General features: G+C 63.1%; 18 protein-coding genes. 9 read left to right on the top strand and 9 right to left on the bottom strand.

Annotated elements, in window-relative coordinates; all coding sequences use genetic code 11:
- Window positions 1–21 precede the first annotated feature (21 nt).
- The 5 genes from fabD to PAQ31011_RS12420 form a co-directional block, all read right to left on the bottom strand.
- The gene (gene fabD / locus PAQ31011_RS12440) at window positions 22–951 is read right to left on the bottom strand and encodes an ACP S-malonyltransferase (RefSeq protein ID WP_150576126.1); all 930 of its coding nucleotides are present in this window, start codon (window positions 949–951) and stop codon (window positions 22–24) included.
- A 148-nt stretch (window positions 952–1,099) separates the two neighbouring features.
- The gene (locus PAQ31011_RS12435; RefSeq protein WP_150576125.1) at window positions 1,100–2,086 is read right to left on the bottom strand and encodes a beta-ketoacyl-ACP synthase III; all 987 of its coding nucleotides are present in this window, start codon (window positions 2,084–2,086) and stop codon (window positions 1,100–1,102) included.
- Between the two features lie 36 nt (window positions 2,087–2,122).
- Window positions 2,123–3,175: a phosphate acyltransferase PlsX gene (gene plsX / locus PAQ31011_RS12430; RefSeq protein WP_052253356.1), complete on the bottom strand. Its 1,053-nt coding sequence runs from the start codon at window positions 3,173–3,175 to the stop codon at window positions 2,123–2,125.
- Between the two features lie 118 nt (window positions 3,176–3,293).
- On the bottom strand, window positions 3,294–3,473 hold the full coding sequence (gene rpmF / locus PAQ31011_RS12425; protein WP_023594409.1) for a 50S ribosomal protein L32: 180 nt from the start codon (window positions 3,471–3,473) through the stop codon (window positions 3,294–3,296).
- A 128-nt stretch (window positions 3,474–3,601) separates the two neighbouring features.
- The gene (locus PAQ31011_RS12420) at window positions 3,602–4,204 is read right to left on the bottom strand and encodes a YceD family protein (protein ID WP_150576124.1); all 603 of its coding nucleotides are present in this window, start codon (window positions 4,202–4,204) and stop codon (window positions 3,602–3,604) included.
- A 176-nt stretch (window positions 4,205–4,380) separates the two neighbouring features.
- Here PAQ31011_RS12420 and PAQ31011_RS12415 point away from each other — a divergent pair, with 176 nt between their 5' ends.
- Both PAQ31011_RS12415 and PAQ31011_RS12410 read left to right on the top strand, forming a co-directional pair.
- Window positions 4,381–5,007: a Maf-like protein gene (locus tag PAQ31011_RS12415; RefSeq protein ID WP_150576123.1), complete on the top strand. Its 627-nt coding sequence runs from the start codon at window positions 4,381–4,383 to the stop codon at window positions 5,005–5,007.
- Window positions 5,004–5,720: an SAM-dependent methyltransferase gene (locus PAQ31011_RS12410; RefSeq protein ID WP_150576122.1), complete on the top strand. Its 717-nt coding sequence runs from the start codon at window positions 5,004–5,006 to the stop codon at window positions 5,718–5,720. The genes PAQ31011_RS12415 and PAQ31011_RS12410 overlap by 4 nt, the downstream gene beginning before the upstream one ends.
- Before the next feature lie 116 nt (window positions 5,721–5,836).
- On the opposite strand, the gene PAQ31011_RS12405 is transcribed toward PAQ31011_RS12410, so the two are convergent.
- The 4 genes from PAQ31011_RS12405 to PAQ31011_RS12390 all read right to left on the bottom strand — a co-directional run bounded on the left by PAQ31011_RS12405 (window position 5,837) and on the right by PAQ31011_RS12390 (window position 9,062).
- On the bottom strand, window positions 5,837–6,889 hold the full coding sequence (locus tag PAQ31011_RS12405) for a S49 family peptidase (protein ID WP_150576121.1): 1,053 nt from the start codon (window positions 6,887–6,889) through the stop codon (window positions 5,837–5,839).
- 100 nt (window positions 6,890–6,989) lie between these two features.
- On the bottom strand, window positions 6,990–7,388 hold the full coding sequence (locus tag PAQ31011_RS12400; RefSeq protein ID WP_150576441.1) for a Rieske (2Fe-2S) protein: 399 nt from the start codon (window positions 7,386–7,388) through the stop codon (window positions 6,990–6,992).
- Window positions 7,389–7,408: 20 nt separating this feature from the next.
- On the bottom strand, window positions 7,409–8,071 hold the full coding sequence (locus PAQ31011_RS12395) for an HAD-IA family hydrolase (protein ID WP_150576120.1): 663 nt from the start codon (window positions 8,069–8,071) through the stop codon (window positions 7,409–7,411).
- Complete coding sequence (locus tag PAQ31011_RS12390) at window positions 8,058–9,062, bottom strand: RluA family pseudouridine synthase (RefSeq protein WP_150576440.1); 1,005 nt, start codon at window positions 9,060–9,062, stop codon at window positions 8,058–8,060. The genes PAQ31011_RS12395 and PAQ31011_RS12390 overlap by 14 nt, the downstream gene beginning before the upstream one ends.
- Before the next feature lie 619 nt (window positions 9,063–9,681).
- Between PAQ31011_RS12390 and PAQ31011_RS12385 the strand changes: the two genes are divergently transcribed.
- The 7 genes from PAQ31011_RS12385 to PAQ31011_RS12355 all read left to right on the top strand — a co-directional run bounded on the left by PAQ31011_RS12385 (window position 9,682) and on the right by PAQ31011_RS12355 (window position 18,432).
- Window positions 9,682–12,990, top strand: a complete 3,309-nt coding sequence (locus PAQ31011_RS12385; RefSeq protein WP_150576119.1) for an Rne/Rng family ribonuclease — start codon at window positions 9,682–9,684, stop codon at window positions 12,988–12,990.
- A gap of 363 nt (window positions 12,991–13,353) precedes the next feature.
- Complete coding sequence (gene moaA, locus PAQ31011_RS12380) at window positions 13,354–14,481, top strand: GTP 3',8-cyclase MoaA (RefSeq protein WP_150576118.1); 1,128 nt, start codon at window positions 13,354–13,356, stop codon at window positions 14,479–14,481.
- 234 nt (window positions 14,482–14,715) lie between these two features.
- A complete protein-coding gene (locus PAQ31011_RS12375; RefSeq protein ID WP_150576117.1) occupies window positions 14,716–15,474 on the top strand; it encodes a hypothetical protein in 759 nt (252 codons plus the stop codon).
- Window positions 15,475–15,496: 22 nt separating this feature from the next.
- Complete coding sequence (gene mobA, locus PAQ31011_RS12370) at window positions 15,497–16,147, top strand: molybdenum cofactor guanylyltransferase MobA (RefSeq protein ID WP_150576116.1); 651 nt, start codon at window positions 15,497–15,499, stop codon at window positions 16,145–16,147.
- Window positions 16,148–16,234: 87 nt separating this feature from the next.
- Window positions 16,235–17,518, top strand: coding sequence for a molybdopterin molybdotransferase MoeA (gene moeA / locus PAQ31011_RS12365; protein ID WP_150576115.1), 1,284 nt, complete (start codon window positions 16,235–16,237; stop codon window positions 17,516–17,518).
- 134 nt (window positions 17,519–17,652) lie between these two features.
- Entirely contained in the window at window positions 17,653–17,937 is a 285-nt protein-coding gene (locus PAQ31011_RS12360; RefSeq protein ID WP_039401268.1) for a hypothetical protein, read from the top strand.
- Between the two features lie 3 nt (window positions 17,938–17,940).
- Window positions 17,941–18,432 (top strand): GNAT family N-acetyltransferase, encoded by a 492-nt coding sequence (locus PAQ31011_RS12355; protein WP_150576114.1) that lies wholly within the window; start codon window positions 17,941–17,943, stop codon window positions 18,430–18,432.
- Window positions 18,433–18,451: the final 19 nt, after the last annotated feature.

Below are 18,451 nucleotides of genomic sequence, written 5' to 3'. Positions count from 1 at the left end.
AGAATTACCCTTGCCTATGGCTTACGAGAGTTGGGCGCGCACATCGGCCAGCGAGGCCGGATCGGTGACCGCCAAACCCGTGAGATTGCCGTCGATGCGCTTGGTCAGGCCGGTGAGCACCTTGCCCGGACCGCACTCGACCACTTGCGTCACGCCTTGCGCGGCGAGCCACTTGACCGATTCGACCCAGCGCACCGGCGCGGCCGCCTGACGCACCAACGCGTCCTTGATGCGAGCGACGTCGGTTTCGACGGCCACATCTACGTTATTGACGAGCGGGACCTGCGGCGAGTTAAACGTCACGCTAGCCAGATACTCTCGCAGACGATCCGACGCAGGCTTGAGCAGCGACGAATGGAACGGCGCGGACACCGGCAGCACGAGCGCGCGCTTGGCACCTGCGGCCTTGGCCAGCTCGCAAGCCTTTTCCACACCCGCCTTGGCGCCAGCGATCACGACTTGTGCCGGCGCATTGAAGTTGACGGCCTCGACCACGCCCGCCGCCGATGCTTCGGCGCAGACGGTGCGAACGGTGTCGTCGTCCAGACCGAGAATCGCGGCCATACCGCCTTGACCGACCGGCACGGCTTCCTGCATGGCCTGCGCGCGAAAACGCACGAGCGGCACGGCGTCCTTGAATGCGATGACGCCAGCGGCGACCAGTGCCGTGTATTCACCGAGGCTATGGCCTGCGACGAAAGCCGGCGTTGCGCCACCTTCAGCCAGCCACGCGCGGTACATCGCGTAGGCAGCGGTGAGCATCACCGGCTGTGTGTTGGTCGTGAGGTTGAGTTCTTCGGCGGGGCCGGCGGCGATCAGCTTGGCGATGTCCTGCCCGAGGGCGTCCGAAGCTTCGGCAAGCGTTTCGCGCACGACGGCGTTGTCCGCAAAAGCGTCGAGCATGCCCACCGATTGGGATCCTTGTCCCGGGAAAACGAAAGCGAATGTCATAGCGGCTGGTTTTACAGTCAGATTCGGAAAACATGGCGGCGTATCTTAGCGCGCCGCAACGACGCGCAAGAGAGCGTTCCCACGCGCACCGCCGATGCCGCACCTCACAAAGCGCAGCGGGTTCGCGTGGCGCTACGGCGCCGTGACGTTACATGCGGAACAGCACCGCGCCCCACGTAAAGCCGCCACCGACGCCTTCGATCATGACGTTCTGGCCGGCTTTGATACGACCGTCGCGAACGGCGACGTCGAGTGCGAGCGGAATCGATGCAGCGGAAGTATTGCCGTGCTGGTCGACGGTCACGACCATTTTCTCTTCGGCGCCCAGCTTGCGGGCCGTGCTCGTCATGATGCGAAGATTGGCCTGATGCGGAATCAGCCAGTCGATCGCCGACGCTTCCAGCCCAGCCTTCTCGAGGGCCTCGTGAGCCACCTTCTCGAGTACCTTGACGGCCAGCTTGAACACCGCCTGACCATCCATATAAAGGAATGCTTCACCCTGCACCGCACCACCGCTCACATTGCCAGGCACGCAGAGGATGTTCGAATGGCTGCCGTCCGCGTGCAGTGCGCTCGAAAGAATGCCCGGCTCGCTGGACGCTTGCAGCACGACCGCACCCGCGCCGTCGCCAAACAGCACGCACGTCGTACGGTCATTGAAATCGAGAATGCGCGAGAACGTTTCCGCACCGATCACAAGCACGTTGCGGTAAGCGCCCGAGCGGATAAAGTTGTCGGCCGTCGCCATCGCGTAAGCGAAGCCCGAGCAAACGGCCTGAATGTCGAACGCGGCGCAACCGTTGGTGATGCCGAGCTTCGTCTGCACGAGGCAGGCCGTACTCGGGAACACGAAATCGGGTGTGGACGTGGCCACCATGATCAGGTCGATCTGGTCGGCGTTCAGTCCTGCCATGTCGAGCGCACGCTTGGCGGCTTCCACCGCCATATCGCTGCTCGTCTGGTCGGGCGCGGCGAAATGACGCGCCTGAATACCGGTACGGGCGACGATCCACTCGTCACTCGTCTCGATGCCTCGGGTGGCAAGCTCTTCTGCCAACTGCTGATTGGTCACGCGTCGTGCCGGCAGGTAGCTGCCGGTGCCGACGACACGGGAATAAATCGCGGACTGGGTCATCTTATGGTCGGTTAGCGCACCGGGGCGGGACCGGCTTCAGAGCGCCGGAATGGCGCTCACCGGCTTGTTGTCCTGGAGCTGGGTCTGATTCTCTTGCATGGCGTGCGACAGACGGTCAAGCACACCGTTGCGAACTGCATCATAGCCGCGTTTGATGGCCCATTCAAACGAGTAGGCATCGGCGGAACCGTGGCTCTTGATGACGAGCGCACGCAACCCGAGCAACGCAGCACCGTTGTAACGGCGATGATCGACGCGGTTCTTGAAGCGAGTGAGAATCGGCAGTGCGATGACGGCAATCACCTTCGTCCACCATGTACGGGTGAACTCTTCGCGGATCATGTCGCCAAGCATCTGTGCCAGGCCTTCGGAGGTTTTGAGCGCAACGTTGCCGACGAAACCATCGCAGACGACGATATCGGTCGTGCCGCGATAAATGTCGTTGCCTTCCACGTTGCCGTAGAAATTCAGCGTGGAGCCGCGCAGCAGCTCGCCCGCCTGCTTGATGACGTCGTTGCCTTTGATGACTTCTTCGCCAATGTTGAGCAGGCCGATCGACGGACGTTCCTTGCCATCGACCGCCGCGACGAGCGCGTGGCCCATTTCGGCGAATTGCAGCAGGTGAGTCGGTTCGCAGTCGACGTTGGCGCCCAGATCGAGCATCGTCGTGTAGCCGCCCTTCTCGTTCGGCAGCACCGTGGCAATCGCCGGGCGCTCGATACCGGGCAGCGTCTTGAGGACGTAACGCGAGACGGCCATCAGCGCGCCGGTATTCCCGGCGGACACGCAGGCCTGCGCGCGCGCTTCCTTGACCAGATTGAGCGCCACGCGCATCGAAGAGTCTTTCTTCTTGCGCAGCGCGGTCTCGACCGAGTCGTCCATGGCGACGACTTCACTCGCATTGACGACGGACAGGCGCGGGTGATCCGTCACACGAAGCTTCGCGAGCTGCGCGTTGATGATCTCCTGCTGCCCGACCAGCACAAGTTCGACATCGTCGGTGGATTGCACGAAGCGAACCGCAGCCGGCACCGTCACCGATGGGCCGTGGTCTCCGCCCATACAATCGATCGTCAGGGTGACTGTCATGTCGACGTGATTGGCTTGCGGTACAGGTAACAAAAAAAGCGGCAGGATGAGTGCCGCTTTTGCCACATCGGACGATCAAACAGCGCCATGATGGGCGCGTATCGCCTTGAGGGCCGAATTAGTCGTTCTTGGTCTTGATGACCTTGCGACCACGGTAGAAACCGTTCGGCGAGATGTGGTGACGCAGGTGCGTCTCACCCGACGTCGGTTCGACGGCGGTCGACGGTGCGGTCAGGAAATCGTGCGAACGGTGCATGCCGCGCTTCGACGGCGACTTCTTGTTCTGTTGAACGGCCATGATAACTCCTCAAAATATCGCGAAATTTTAACACAGTTCGAGCGCCGCCCTACGGTGTCGGCCTGTCGGCCCGACCTGTGCGACTAACGCAAACATGTTCTTTGGTGAGCCGGAAATCCGGCCGCACATTACTTTCCGTCCTTGTCCGGCGAGCGCTTGAGCGCTGCCAGCGCCGCGAACGGAGACGGCTTATCCTCTTCTTCGGGCTCCGGAGCCGGCTCTGCCAACCCGTCGCTTCCGGTGGCCAGACTATCGTGAACACTCGGACAAACCTCATGCTTCGGGACGATAGGCAAAGCCAACAGCAATTCTTCTTCGATCAGCTCGCGCAAATCGAAATGTTTGGAGCCGACCAGCGCTTCGAGTTCGTCTTCGTCGAGAGGACGCGCTTCTGCCGCAGCTTCGTCAGGCACGATCTCGAACGTCGTTTCCGAGTCGAGCGACTCCTGGTACGGCGTGAGGCAACGCTGGCATTCGAGCCACATCGGGCCTTCGACCGTGAGCGTCAGAAACTGCTTGACGGTGGGCTTGCCATCCGCACGCAGCACGGGCTTCTCCGCCCCTTCCGCACGCCAGTGAAACACGCCCTGAGCATGTCCCGATGCCGAGACTTCGGCCGGCACTTCGGTTACCATGCGCGGCAATGCCGCAAGCTGCACGTCACCTTCCGCCACCCGGCCGGTACGCGCGAATTCGAACAGATCGACGATATATTCGTTCATCACGCTCATCCTTGCCTTGGCGCATCTGACCGCATTTCATGCCCCCTGCCACCCGCAGCGCCTTGATTCGACGCCACTTTCAGGCGTTGGAACCGGTACCGCGCAGGCTGGCGAGACCGAGCGCCAGATTGCAAAAGCCGTGAATTCTAAATAGTTTTTCGTTTCTCGTCAAACACTTAAACCCGATGACCGCACAGCCCCTGCCATCGCTGATCCTGGCCTCCGGATCACGCTATCGCCGCGAACTGCTTGAGCGCCTGCGCCTGCCGTTCTCGGTTGATGTCCCGGACATCGATGAGACGCCCACCACCGGCGAAACACCGCACGACACCTCGCTGCGACTGGCCCGCCAGAAGGCGCAAGCCGTCGCGGCCCGCCACCCCGGTGCCGTCATCATCGGCTCCGATCAGGTCGCAACCTTCGAAGGCCGGCAGATCGGCAAGCCCGGCAATTTCGAGAACGCCATGGCGCAACTGCGCGGCATGCGCGGCAAAGTGGTCGAGTTCCACTCCGCCCTGTGCGTCTACGACGCCCGTAACGGCGAGAGCCAAGCCAAAGACGTCGTAACGCGGGTGAAGTTCCGCGATCTGCCCGATAACGTGCTGGCGGCTTACCTTCACGCAGAAACGCCTTATGACTGCGCAGGCAGCGCCAAATCCGAAGGGCTCGGCATCATGTTGCTCGAAACTATCGAAAACGACGACCCGACGGCGCTCATCGGCCTCCCGCTGATTGCCCTCACGACCATGCTGATGCATGCCGGCATCGCCCTGCCCGGCCCCGGCGTTGCACAGCAAGGGAGCGCAGCATGAGCGGCACGCTGTATCTGATTCCCAACACACTCGGCACGAACACCCGGGGCGGGCTGCCGGCGGTGCTGCCCGAAGAGGTCCGCACAGTAACCGCCGGACTGAAATACTTCGTCGGCGAACAGGCCAAAAGCACGCGCGCGTTTCTGAAACTGGTGGGCGTCGGCACGCCGATCCAGGAAATCGATATCCGTGAGCTGAACGTCAATACGCCCGATGCCGCCATCGACGCCCTGCTCGCACCGATTCTGGCAGGCGCAGATGGCGGCCTCGTGTCGGAGGCCGGCTGCCCGGCTGTAGCCGATCCGGGGGCGCTGCTGGTACGTCGCGCCCATGAAAAGGGCGTGCGGGTGGTGCCATTCGTCGGCCCCAGCTCGATTCTTCTCGCCCTGATGGCCAGCGGACTTAACGGCCAAAGCTTCGCCTTTCACGGCTATTTGCCGACGGATGCGGGCGAGCGCACCAAGCGTCTGCGTGAGCTCGAACAACGCTCGCGCAAGGAAAAGCAGACGCAGATCTTCATCGAGACGCCCTACCGCAACAAAGCGATGCTCGACGCCCTACTGCAAAGCTGCGACGCCTCCACGCTGCTTTGCGTGGCCGTCGATGTCACGCAAGATGCAGAGCAAATCGTGACGCACCGGGTCAAAGGATGGCCGCATGCCAGCGTCGATCTGCACAAACGCCCTGCGATTTTTCTGTTTTTGGCGCAATAACGCGATAACCGGACGGAAATAAGAAAACCCCACGGAAATCCGGCTTCCGTGGGGTTTTTCGTTCTTGCCGTTGTGCCACCCAGGGATAGACGGCTCAGCCTAACGTTAAGTAACGGTTACTTCATCGTCAGCGCGGTGCCCATGAGCATCGTCTTCATCGCCGCCGCGCCCACTGCCGCACCAAAGCGCCGCGCCATGCGTTCAGGCAGGTTTTCCTTAACGGTGTAGTCGACCAGATCGGGGGCCTTGAGCACATCGCGCGCCACGGAGTCGACCGTGCCGAGACCGTCGGCCAACCCCAGTTCGACGGAACGCTGGCCCGTCCAGAACAGGCCGCTGAACAGATCCGGATCATCCTTCAGACGGTCGCCACGGCCCTTTTTGACCGCCGTGATGAACTGTTGATGGACCTGTTCGAGCATGTCCAGCGCGTACGTCTTCTGCTGATCGGTCTGCGGAGAGAACGGATCGAGGAAGCCCTTGTTTCGCCCCGCCGTCAGCAGACGGCGCTCCACGCCCAGCTTATCCATCAAGCCGGTGAAGCCGAAGCCGTCCATCAACACGCCGATGGAGCCGACGATGCTCGCCTTGTCGACGTAAATCTTGTCGGCGGCGGCCGCCACGTAATAGCCGCCGGAGGCGCACATCTCCTCGACCACGACATAAATCGGCTTCTTCGGGTATTTCGCACGCAAACGGGCAATGTCGTCGTAGATCATGCCCGCTTGCACCGGACTACCGCCCGGGCTGTTGATGCGCAGGATCACACCGGCAGCCGATTTGTCTTCGAACGCCGATTCCAGTGCAGCGTTGATCTTCTGCGCGCTCGCCTGACCGTCTGCAGCAAGTTCCCCGCTCAGCGTGACAAGCGCAGTGTGCTTACCGGTGGTCGATCCGACCGAGGTCGAACTCCCGCCATCGAAGTCGAAGACCGACCACACGACAAACGCAATGACCGCCAGGATCAGCAGACGGAAGAATATCTTCCAGCGTCGCGCGGCACGTTGTTCGCGAATGCCAGCCATCAAGACCTTTTCCAGCATTTCGCGCTCCCACGGCTTGACCTCATGGGAATCGCGGCCCGCACCGGACGCCTGTGGCGAACGCCCACCGGGCGGCGTGAAACCGGGTTCGGAGCGCGGTGAATCAGGCGGCAAGGAGTCGGCCATACGTTATCCAGAGACTTGGGTGAAAGACGAGACAGGCGAGACAGACATTGGACCGCTCAGCAACGTTTGAAGCAACTTAGCACCAGATGCGAATGTTTTGTCAGGACGTTGACGTTTCAGGTGCCGCAATACCGGCCTCCGGCCACCAGACGACGGTCGTCGACGCGCCCGGCTCGTTCGATGCGGCGGGCTGTTCCTCGACGCGCAACGGCTGCAATGCCCCGCCACGGCACGGTCCGCCCACGCAAAGCCCGGTATCGGGTTCGTACGTCGCACCATGCGTTGCGCACATCAAGTATAAGCCGCCCGCCTCGAAGAACTGCCCCTCGGACCAGTCCAGCTCCATCGGCACGTGGGCGCACTGATTGAGATAGCCGTAGACCCGCCCGTCGTAACGAATCACGAATGCCGGCGTCGGCCGGCCGCCGACGAGCACCTCGAAGCGAACCCCGAGCCCGCCGTCTTCCAGCGCATTGCCCGCGCAGATCGGTAGCGGCATCGTGGGAAGTGCAACGTCGCTCACACGCGCTCCAGCAGCCACTCGCGCAGCTCGGCCACGCTACTGGCACAGTACGCCGGTTCGAGTGCGGCCAGTTGATCCAGCGGATGCGCGCCACCGTAGGCCACGCCCACGCCCGCCGCGCCGGCGCTGCGCGCCATCTGCAAATCGTGCGTGGTGTCGCCGATCATGACGGTACGGCGCAGATCCTGACCGAGCTCGCGCGTCAGCTCTTGCAACATGGCCGGGTGCGGCTTCGAGAATGTCTCATCGGCGCAACGGGTCGCGTCGAACATTCGCATCAGACCGGCGGACTCGAGCGCCCGGTTCAGTCCGACCCGCGACTTGCCCGTCGCCACGGCGAGGAAACGCCCGCGCGAGCGCAACTCGTCGAGCAACTCACGAACGCCCGGGAACAGCACCGTCTCCTTGTCACCTATCAAATAGTGAAAGCGATAGCGCTCCGACAGGCGCGGATAGTGTGCTGGATCGAGCGAGGGGACGGCCATTTGCAGCGCGTCGCGCAACCCGAGGCCAATGACGTGGCTCGCCAGCTCGTCCGTCGGCACCGGCAGGCCGAGATCTCGGCAAGCCGCCTGGATGCAACGGGTAATCGTGGGCGTCGAGTCCATCAACGTCCCGTCCCAGTCGAACACGACCAGGTCAAATTCAGAGCTTGGCATCAGCGGTGGTGGTTCGAAGTTGATTCAGGAATTGCTCACATTCTGGCGGCAACGCCGCTTCCAACGCAATCGGCGTGTCCAGCACGGGGTGCGTGAACTTCAGCCGGTAAGCATGCAGGAACATCCGCTTGATACCGGGGCGGACGCCGGGCCGCGCCAGATTCTTGTTCAGCGTGAAGTCGCCGTATTTGTCGTCGCCGACGATAGGCGTGCCGCAATGCGCCAGGTGAACTCGAATCTGATGGGTGCGCCCCGTCTTCAGTTCCGCTTCGAGCAACGTATAGGGCGGCAACGATTCCACCATGCGAAATACAGTGTGCGATGCCTGCCCGTCTTCCTGCACCCGCACCCGGCGTTCGCCCTCGGCGGTGACATATTTATATAGCGGTGCCTTGACCGCACGCTTCGGGTCGCGCCATTCGCCCGTGACACAGGCGAGATAGCGCTTGTCCATCCGGTTGTGACGGATCTGCTCGTGCATGCCGACCAGCGCCGCACGCTTTTTCGCGAGCAACAGGATGCCGGAGGTCTCGCGATCCAGGCGGTGCACCAGCTCCAGGAATTTCAGATGCGGCAGCGCCTGACGCAATTGCTCGATCACCCCGAACGACACCCCGCTGCCGCCATGCACGGCCACGCCGGCCGGCTTATCGATGGCCATGAGGTAGTCGTCTTCGAACAGGACAGGGAAGGTGGCGGCCGGGACATGGGCCTTGGCCTCGGGGTCGGGCGTGGCCATCCGGACCGGCGGAATGCGGACGATATCGCCAATGACAAGTCGATAGGCTGCGTCTACTCGCCCTTTGTTTACGCGGACTTCCCCGCTACGCAGAATGCGATAGACGTGGCTTTTCGGTACCCCTTTGCACTCACGCAACAGGAAATTATCGATACGTTGGCCGGCCGAGCCGTCGTCGACTTCGACGAGACGAACCTGCGGTGCGGACGCCGGCGCAACCATTTTCTGCCGACTTTTGCCTAACTCATTCATTATGAATATAATTTGTCCGACAGAGATGGCGGTAGCGGGAATCATGCCAAATCCCCACCTCTGTCGGTGCATACCCCAAAACGGTATTTTACTTGCACCCCGGGCAGGCTGCTCGTCCGGTGACCCTGGAGCAGCGAGCGCACGCACGTCACGCAGCGACGGCAGGAAGTGGGCCCATAGGCCGCTTCGGTCGAGCGCGTGTGACGCGGATAGAGTTGGTGGTTATAGAATTTTTTGGCGATCAGCCCGGGCTCCATTGTCCGAGCTGATCGCTTTGTGAATATCGTTCGCGCAAAAAGTCGAAGTGAGGCGCCGTCACAAGAAGAATAAGTGTCGGCAGGCGCCCCGAGAAAACGCTGATGAAGTTTCTCGTCCAGTTTCTATTGGTATGGACTGCAAGCCCGAAGTGATCCGCGCCGAGCCGGTGTTTTCCGGTGGCCCGGCGGATCCGGGTGAGCGCGAAAACGTATTCCTGGCGCCATAGCGTCCGTCGGCCTCATCGCCCGGACCCCCCGGCAATTCTTCCACTCCCGGCTCGAACCTCGCGTGTTGGATAACTCGAGTGATACGTGCCCGACGCACTGCGCATTGGCAACTGCGGCGGGTGGGAGTCGTTTTCATGAAACGCATGTTGTTTAACGCCACGCAGCAGGAAGAACTGCGCGTGGCAATCGTCGATGGGCAAAAACTCATCGACATCGATATCGAGACGGCCGGACGCGAACAGCGTAAAGGCAATATCTACAAGGGTGTCATCACCCGTATCGAACCCTCTCTCGAAGCCTGCTTCGTCAACTACGGCGAAGGCCGCCACGGCTTCCTGCCGTTCAAGGAAGTCGCCCGCGCGTACTTCCGCGAAGGTGCCGATGTGCGCAATGCGCGCATTCAGGACGCCCTCTCCGAAGGCCAGGAACTCATCGTTCAGGTCGAAAAGGAAGAGCGCGGCAACAAGGGCGCAGCCCTCACGACGTTCATTTCCCTGGCTGGCCGCTATCTGGTGCTGATGCCGAACAACCCGCGTGGCGGTGGTGTTTCGCGTCGTATCGAAGGCGAAGACCGTCAGGAACTGCGCGAGACGATGGGTCAGCTCGAACTGCCGGAAGGCATGAGCATCATCGCCCGCACCGCAGGCATCGGCCGCTCGGCCGAAGAACTGCAGTGGGACCTGAACTACCTGCTGCAACTCTGGCACGCTGTCGAAGGCGCTGCTGCGAACATCGAACTGCCGCGCGACTCGGCCCTGATCTATCTCGAATCGAGCCTGGTCATCCGCGCCATCCGCGACTACTTCCAGCCGGATATCGGTGAAATCCTCATCGATACGGAAGAAATCTCCGAACAAGCACGCAACTTCATGCAGGTGGTCATGCCCGATCACCTCAATCGCGTGAAGCAGTACCGCGACGACGTGCCGCTGTTCTCCCGTTTCCAGATCGAACACCAGATCGAGACGGCTTACTCGCGTCAGGTACCGCTGCCCTCGGGCGGCGCGATCGTGATCGATCACACCGAAGCACTCGTCTCCATCGACGTGAACTCGGCACGCGCCACCAAGGGCGCCGACATCGAAGAAACCGCCCTGCGCACCAACCTGGAAGCCGCAGACGAAGTCGCGCGCCAGTTGCGTCTGCGCGACCTCGGCGGTCTGATCGTGATCGACTTCATCGACATGGAGTCGGCCAAGAGCCAGCGTGAAGTCGAACAACGTGTGAAGGATGCGCTCAAGCACGACCGTGCACGCGTCCAGATGGGCAAGATCTCGCGTTTCGGCCTGATGGAGCTGTCGCGTCAGCGTCTGCGTCCGTCGCTGTCGGAAGGCACGCACGTGACCTGCCCGCGCTGCAACGGCACCGGCCACATCCGCGATGCCGAATCGTCGGCACTGCAAGTCCTGCGCATCATCCAGGAAGAGGCGATGAAGGAGCACACGGCAGCGATCCACTGCCAGGTGCCGGTCGAAGTCTCGGCGTTCCTGCTCAACGAAAAGCGTCAGGAAATCAACAAGATCGAAGCGCGCTTCAAGGTTGGCGTGCTGTTGATCCCGAACAAGCATCTCGAAACGCCGCATTACAAGCTGGAGCGCCTGCGCTTCGACGATCCGCGCCTGGATGCCCCGAAGGCCAGCTACGCGCTCGCCGAAGAGGCTGCACGCTCGCTGGAAGAAGATCCGGCCGGCTACAGCAAGAAGAAGGAAGATGCGCGTCCGCGTCAGGAAGCTGCTGTCAAGGGCATCACGCCCGAGCAGCCGGCACCGGCCGCACAACCGCGTCCGGAACCTGTCAAGGCGACCGCACCGGCCGCAGCCGCACCGGCAACCGGTGGTTTCTTCGGTTTCATCAAGCGCCTGTTCGGTATGGGTGCCGCCGCACCCGCACCGGTCAAGGCCGAAGAGCCGGCCAAGCCGACGGCTCGTCCGCCGCGCGAGCGCCATGAGCGTCCGCATCAGCAGAACCGCAATCGCCGTGGCAATGCCCGCGACGAGAACAAGGCGGGCAAGGACAACGCCGGCCAGCCGGCACGCGAAGGTCGTGAGGGTCGTGGCACGCGTCCGGAACGCGCAGAACGTGCGGACCGTGGTGAGCGCAATGAACGTAACGACCGTGGCGATCGCAACGAACGCAACGAGCGCGGCGACCGTAATGAGCGTCAGGAACGTCAGGAAGGCCGCGACAAGCGCGAGCGCGACGACGTCCAGCGCCAGCCGGCGCAAGACGTGCGTGCCGAGGAAGGTCGTGAGCCGCGTGAAGGCCGTGAGGGCCGCGAACGTGGCAGCCGTCGTGAACGTGGCGAGCGTCGTGACCGTCGTCAGGCCGAAGGCGCTGAAGGCCAGCAAGCCATTGCGCAACGCGCCGCACCGATTGCTCCGCTGAACGCCGAGCAGGAAGAACTGGATCAGGATCGTCTGACGGCTCAGGTCGAAGGCGCACCGCAAACGGGCGAAGAAGGCGAACAAGGCGGTGAAGAACGTCGCCGCAGCCGTCGTCGCGGTCGTCGTGGTGGCCGTCGTGAGCGCGAAGCCGGTGAATCGCAACTGAACGCCGACGGTGAACAAGTCGAAGGCGAAGCCCTGGAAGCGGTCGAAGGCACGCATGCACCGGTGCTGACGGACGAATCCGCCGAGAACGCAGCGACGGATGCACTGGTCCGTGCTACGACGCCGGCCATTCCGGCACCGGCAGCCATTGCACCGGTCGCTCACGCAGAACCGACGCCGGCACGTGCCGCGCCGGTCGAAGCCCCGGCACCGGTCGCTACGGTGACGGAAGCCGCCCCGGCCGCAACGCCGGAAGTGCCGTCGAAGTCGATTTCGGAACCGATTTCGGAACCTGTCACGCAGGCACCGACGATCGCGCCGGTCGCACCGGTCAACGTCGCACCGCTGCCGGCCGCTGAAGTGGCTGCCGCGCCGGTCGTGCCGCCGGTCAGCGCACCGCTGCCGGTCGCCACGCCTGCCCCGGCTCAGCCGACGGTTCCCGCCGCAGCCCTGACGGAGATTGCCGCCACGGCAGCCGCGTCGAGCGCCCCGGCAGAAGCCGCACCGGCCCCGGTCGCCGAATCGGTTCAGCCGACGACGCCCCCGGCACCGGTCCAGATGGTCGAAACCGCCAAGCCGGTGGAAGTCGCGCCGGCAGCCCCTGTGGCACCGGTCGTGATGGAAGCCGCGGCTGCTGTGACGGAAGTCGTGACGCAGAAGGCTGCCCCGGTGGCGGTTGCCCCGACGCTGGAACGCGGCGCACTGGAATCGACGCTGCAAAGCGTGGGTCTGGTCTGGGTCCATACGGATGCCGACAAGCACCGTGCCGCCAAGGAAGCCGCGGCACAGGTTGCACCGGCACCGCACGTGCCGCGTGAGCGCCGCCCGTCCACGCCGCTCAACAGCGGTCCGATGGAGCAGGTAGAAACGCACTCGACGAACCACACGGCTTGATCGAGTGACCGGGCAGCGCAAGACGTCGATCTCACGTGACGTCTGGGCGGAGGCACCTCACGGTGCACTTGTCCGCCCGACGGACCTGAAATCCGCGTGATGCCAGAAAAAAGGAGGCTTCGGCCTCCTTTTTTCATGGCTGCGCCCTTGGGACGCTCTCGCCCTTTGCAACCCCGCGTTGTCCCGACTTGTGCTCGTTTCGCCGTGCCCGTATCTTCTGCCTTAGTACGAGTTTGACGTCTCACAACGAAGGCCTCGGTACCGATATCCGATACCCCGGTCGCTAACGTCGGCTGAATTGGGCCGACTTCGGCGGCCATCAGGCCAATTCGTTAGAATGGAGACGCAAGCTAAGGCCCCACCATGACTGAAACGATCATCCGACTCACCGATCTGCGTAGCGACACGCGTTATGCGACGCATGCGCCGCAGATGCCCGCACAAGTGCGCGCTGCCACCGGCCATCTCGAAGATGCGCTGGCACGGCCGCTGCACGATCTGCGGATCTCGGTGACGGATCGTTGCAACTTCCGTTGCGTCTACTGCATGCCGAAGGACGTGTTCGACAAGGACTACGCCTTCCTGCCGCAATCTTCCCTGCTGTCTTTCGAAGAAATCGAGCGCGCTGCGCGCCTGTTCGTGGAACATGGCGTGGAAAAGCTGCGTCTGACCGGCGGCGAGCCGCTGCTGCGCAAGCACATCGAGCGTCTGATCGAGATGCTGGCGCGCCTGCGCACGCCATCGGGCAAACCGATCGACATCACGCTCACGACGAATGGCTCGTTGCTGGCGCGTCGTGCGCAGTCGCTCAAGGACGCCGGATTGACCCGCGTGACGGTCAGTCTCGACAGCCTCGACGACACGATTTTCCGGCAGATGAACGACGTCGACTTTCCGGTCGCCAAGGTACTCGAAGGCATCGCAGAGGCGCAGCACGTCGGTCTCGGCCCGGTCAAAGTCAACATGGTCGTCAAACGGGGCACCAACGACTCCGAAATCGTGCCGATGGCGCGACATTTCCACGGCAGCGGTGTCGTACTGCGCTTCATCGAATACATGGATGTCGGCACGTCCAACGGCTGGCGCATGGATGAAGTGATGCCGTCCGCCGACGTCATCGCCCGACTGAACGACGCCCTGCCGGTCGAACCGCTCGAAGCCAACTATGCAGGCGAGACCGCGCAGCGCTGGCAATATCGCGACGGCGGTGGGGAAGTCGGTGTCATTTCCTCGGTCACCCGCGCATTTTGCGGCACTTGTTCGCGTGCCCGCCTGTCTACGGAAGGCAAGTTGTACCTGTGCCTGTTCGCCAGTTCGGGTTACGACTTGCGTACGCTGCTGCGTAACGGCGCAAGCGACGCGCAGATTTCGACCGTCATCGGCGACATCTGGCACAAGCGCACCGACCGCTACTCAGCCTTGCGCACGGCGGCCACCGGCCTGCCGGAAGACGCACCACCGAAAGTGGAGATGTCCTACATCGGCGGATAACCGCTCTGGCCTATGGCCTTGCCGCCGTGCGGTTCGTCTGCACTGCTTTCGACGCTGCTATCGATTTACCGAATTCCTTCTCGACTCATGATTTCTGTTGCCCCGGACGCCAGTCGCGTCCGAGACTCTTCGCCTTCTCTTCTCAGTGTTTCCCGACGTGACGCCCTGAACACGGCCCGTGCACGCCTGCATTTCCCGTCGCGCCTCATCGCCATCGGCCTGAGTGCTCTGACGATGCTCGTCACGGCCTTCACGCCGGCGCTCGCCCATGCAGATTGCGACCCGTCCGATCGCAACATTGCCAACCATGTCATGACGTACACCGGTCAGCTCGGCGAACGCAATCCGCTGCGACTGGTGTTTCGCGCGACCTCCGGCGGCAAGCTCGACGGGCGGTACGCCAATGCGTCCTCGCAAAGCGACACGGCACTCACCGGCAAGCTGGAGAACAAGTCGCACCTGCATCTGACCGAATTCGACGCCGGCGGCATGCCGCGCGCCACCTTCGAAGGCGAATTCGCCGCAGCGGACGACGTCAATCGCCAGCGCGGTGCATCGTCGTCGTGCGAGGTGATTTCCGGTCAATGGAAGGACCTGCGCAGCGGCCGCACGGTGCCGTTCGATCTGTCGCTTTCCAGCATCCAGAGCGGGAAGATCGACCACTTGTACGGCGTGGCCGGCGTGAACGACGACGAAACCATCAATCGCGCGGCGACGCAGTTCCGCAAGGGTGTGCTCGACGACCGGCGCGATGTCGTCGCACAATCGATCCGTTACCCGTTGCATGTGTCGTTGCGTGGCAAAACGATCATTCTTCGGAACCCGAAGTCATTGCTTGCACGCTATAACGAGATATTCACCGATGGTTACGTACGGACCATCGGCGCGGCCGTGCCTCGCCTGATGTTCGCTCGCGATCAGGGGGTGATGCTCGGCGACGGCGCCGTCTGGTTCGACGCGGCCGGACGTGTCATCGCTCTGAACCGCTCCTGACGCCTGCCATCCACCTTTCCCCATGACGAACACGCCCATCCGCCGCAGCGACATCACCGGATTGATCCTGGCGGGCGGGCGCGGTCAGCGCATGGGCGGGCGTGACAAGGGTCTCCAGCCCTTCGCCGGACGGCCTCTGGTCGAGCATGCGATGGCTCGCCTGCGTCCGCAGGTTGGCGCATTGCTCGTCAGCGCAAACCGGAATCGCGATGCCTATGAGGCACTCGGCACCGACCTTGTGGACGGCGTGATCAGCGACGAGATCCAGGATTTTGCCGGCCCTCTCGCGGGCATGCTGGCCGGACTGCGCGCGGCATGTACGGACTATGTCCTCACCGCACCGTGCGACTCCCCTTACCTTCCCGACGATCTGGGCGAACGGCTTTGCGCCGCGCTGAACGCGATGCCGGAAGCCGACATGCCCGGCACGCCTGACAACCCGCGCCCGTTGGCTGCCTATGCCGCAACCGCTCAGGGGCCGCATCCGGTATTCGCGCTTGTGCACCGCTCACTGGCCGACGATCTGGCCGCGACGCTGGCGGCCGGGGAACACCGTGTGCGAGCGTGGTTGGCGCGCCACAAGGCCGTACAAGTTAACTTCGGTGACGAGCGTCCGTTTTACAATGTCAACACGCTGGACGACCTCCTTACCGATTCGCCGCGCGCGCCCTGAAGTATTGGGTGCCGACGCAGCCCGATCCGTCGCCACCGCTTTTACGGGATTCATGCCGGGTACGTGCCGGATGACGACGCCAAACCGATGACAACACTTGACGAAGCCCTGGCCGGCTTGCCGGACTACGACCCTAACCACATGACGGTCGAAGCGGCGCGCGCCATCATTGCGCGCACCGCGAGTCCCGTATCCGCCATCGAGCAGGTCACTGTGCGCAGCGCACTGGGCCGCGTGCTCGGTCGCGATGTCGTATCGCCGCTCGACGTCCCCGCGTTCGAAAACGCTGCGATGGACGGCTATGCATTCGCCGGCAGCGCACTGGCCGCTGGCGGTGAAGTCCGTCTGCGTGTCGCCGGCCGCTCGTTTGCAGGTCATCCGTTCGACGGTGTGACGGCCGCAGGCGAATGCGTGCGCATCATGACCGGCGCGCTGCTGCCCGCCGGTTGCGACACCGTCATCCCCCAGGAACAGGTACAACGCGAAGGCGACACCGAAATCGTCACCTTCGACGCAGCCGCTGTCGCGCCCGGCCGTCACGTGCGTCATGTCGGGGAAGATCTGGCCGCAGGCCATACTGCCCTGCATGCCGGCAAGCGACTGCGACCGGCGGCGCTCGGCTTGCTGGCGTCGCTGGGCATTGCGGAAGTCCCCGTGCGCCGACGCATTCGCGTCGCCTTCTTCTCGACCGGCGACGAACTCCGCTCGGTCGGCGAACCGCTGGCACCGGGTAATCTGTACGACAGCAATCGCTATACGCTCTTCGGCATGCTGCAACGATTGGGTGTCGAAGTGCTGGATCTGGGGGTCGTACGCGACGACCCTCAAGCCATCGAAGACACCTTGCGCACCGCGTGCCGCGAGGCCGACGCCGTCATTACCTCAGGCGGTGTGTCCGTGGGCGAAGCCGATTTCACGCGCGAAATGATGACGCGTCTGGGCAACGTCGTGTTCTGGAAGATGGCGATGCGCCCGGGCCGTCCGTTTGCTTTCGGCGAACTGGAAAGCGAGGGCAAACGTGCCCTGCTGTTCGGCCTGCCGGGCAACCCGGCTGCGGTGATGGCGTCGTTCTACCATCTGGTGCGCGACGGCCTGTTCGTGCTCATGGGCGCCGAGCCGCAAGTCACGCCGTGCCTGCCCGTCCCCACGTCCAACGCCATCGCCAAGCGCCCGGGGCGCACCGAGTTTCTGCGCGGCATCCTCGCTGCGGATGCTCAGGGTCGCTGGCAAGTCACCGTTGCCGACGCGCAAAGCGCGGGCATCCTGCGCACGATGAGCGAAGCGAACTGCTTCGTCTCGCTGGGCACCGAACGTGGCGACGTCGCCGCCGGAGAGCTGGTCGACGTCATCGCATTCGACGGTCTGGTGTAACGACAAACCCGACACTCAGGTCAGCACAAGCGCAATCGAATTCCACCCAAAAAGCGAAGCAACGCAATAACGAAATATCGCTGACGTCGGCGCTTCGACGATGCCAGCACCACACAAACCGAAAGCACACGGCAATGACAACGAAAAAACAGATCACGTACATCAGTCCCGGCCAGACGGCCAAAGCGCTGGTGCTGGTCTACCTCACCTTCAGCATTCCGCTGGTTCTGCTCGCCTTCCTGGCGGCGTTCATCCGCTACGGCGAACTGCCGGGCCTCGCGATCATTTCCGCGCTGGTACTCAACGCCATCGTCGGCTTCGTGCTGCTCTGGATCGCCTGCCATCTGTACAACTGGGTGGCGGTGAAGTTCGGCGGCATCGAGATCGCGCTGAGCGACGCGCCGGAAGAAGAGTACTAACCGATGTCCCTGACCCTGCGCGCTGCGACCGCCGACGACGTCGGCGCAATCCACGGCCTGATGCGAGAGTTGGCTGTCTTCGAAAAGTTGCTCGATATCTTCGAGGCAACGCCTGAGAGCGTGCACGAGGCGCTGTTCGGTGCGACGCCCGCCGCCGAGTGCCTGATGGCCGAGTGGGATGGCGTGCCGGTCGGCTACGCCATCTACTTCCACAACTTCTCGACGTTCCTCGCCCGCCGGGGGCTGTATCTGGAAGACGTCTACGTGCAGCCGACGATGCGCGGCCGGGGCGTGGGACAAGCGGTCTTGCGTCAGCTTGCGCGCATCGCCATCGAGCGCAATTGCGGACGCTTCGAATGGACCGTGCTCGACTGGAATCAACCGGCCATCGACTTCTACGAGGCGCAGGGCGCAACGGTCCTGCCCGACTGGCGCGTCGTCCGCATGACGGGCGACGCCCTCACACAATTTGCCGAAGGTCGAAAAGCGGTCTGAACCTGACGTGTATTGAAGC

The sequence above is a fragment of the Pandoraea aquatica genome, from assembly GCF_902459565.1.
Classification (GTDB): Bacteria; Pseudomonadota; Gammaproteobacteria; order Burkholderiales; family Burkholderiaceae; genus Pandoraea; species Pandoraea aquatica.
The sequence above is the reverse complement of the archived record's forward strand: the minus strand, read 5'-3'. Positions and strand labels throughout refer to the sequence as shown.

Bases quoted from the DNA above. Each gene is read 5' to 3' on its own strand.
- fabD (WP_150576126.1), bottom strand. From the start codon at position 951: ATGACATTCGCTTTCGTTTTCCCGGGACAAGGATCCCAATCGGTGGGC.
- PAQ31011_RS12435 (WP_150576125.1), bottom strand. From the start codon at position 2,086: ATGACCCAGTCCGCGATTTATTCCCGTGTCGTCGGCACCGGCAGCTAC.
- plsX (WP_052253356.1), bottom strand. From the start codon at position 3,175: ATGACAGTCACCCTGACGATCGATTGTATGGGCGGAGACCACGGCCCA.
- rpmF (WP_023594409.1), bottom strand. From the start codon at position 3,473: ATGGCCGTTCAACAGAACAAGAAGTCGCCGTCGAAGCGCGGCATGCAC.
- PAQ31011_RS12420 (WP_150576124.1), bottom strand. From the start codon at position 4,204: ATGAGCGTGATGAACGAATATATCGTCGATCTGTTCGAATTCGCGCGT.
- PAQ31011_RS12415 (WP_150576123.1), top strand. From the start codon at position 4,381: ATGACCGCACAGCCCCTGCCATCGCTGATCCTGGCCTCCGGATCACGC.
- PAQ31011_RS12410 (WP_150576122.1), top strand. From the start codon at position 5,004: ATGAGCGGCACGCTGTATCTGATTCCCAACACACTCGGCACGAACACC.
- PAQ31011_RS12405 (WP_150576121.1), bottom strand. From the start codon at position 6,889: ATGGCCGACTCCTTGCCGCCTGATTCACCGCGCTCCGAACCCGGTTTC.
- PAQ31011_RS12400 (WP_150576441.1), bottom strand. From the start codon at position 7,388: ATGCCGCTACCGATCTGCGCGGGCAATGCGCTGGAAGACGGCGGGCTC.
- PAQ31011_RS12395 (WP_150576120.1), bottom strand. From the start codon at position 8,071: ATGCCAAGCTCTGAATTTGACCTGGTCGTGTTCGACTGGGACGGGACG.
- PAQ31011_RS12390 (WP_150576440.1), bottom strand. From the start codon at position 9,062: ATGAATGAGTTAGGCAAAAGTCGGCAGAAAATGGTTGCGCCGGCGTCC.
- PAQ31011_RS12385 (WP_150576119.1), top strand. From the start codon at position 9,682: ATGAAACGCATGTTGTTTAACGCCACGCAGCAGGAAGAACTGCGCGTG.
- moaA (WP_150576118.1), top strand. From the start codon at position 13,354: ATGACTGAAACGATCATCCGACTCACCGATCTGCGTAGCGACACGCGT.
- PAQ31011_RS12375 (WP_150576117.1), top strand. From the start codon at position 14,716: ATGCTCGTCACGGCCTTCACGCCGGCGCTCGCCCATGCAGATTGCGAC.
- mobA (WP_150576116.1), top strand. From the start codon at position 15,497: ATGACGAACACGCCCATCCGCCGCAGCGACATCACCGGATTGATCCTG.
- moeA (WP_150576115.1), top strand. From the start codon at position 16,235: ATGACAACACTTGACGAAGCCCTGGCCGGCTTGCCGGACTACGACCCT.
- PAQ31011_RS12360 (WP_039401268.1), top strand. From the start codon at position 17,653: ATGACAACGAAAAAACAGATCACGTACATCAGTCCCGGCCAGACGGCC.
- PAQ31011_RS12355 (WP_150576114.1), top strand. From the start codon at position 17,941: ATGTCCCTGACCCTGCGCGCTGCGACCGCCGACGACGTCGGCGCAATC.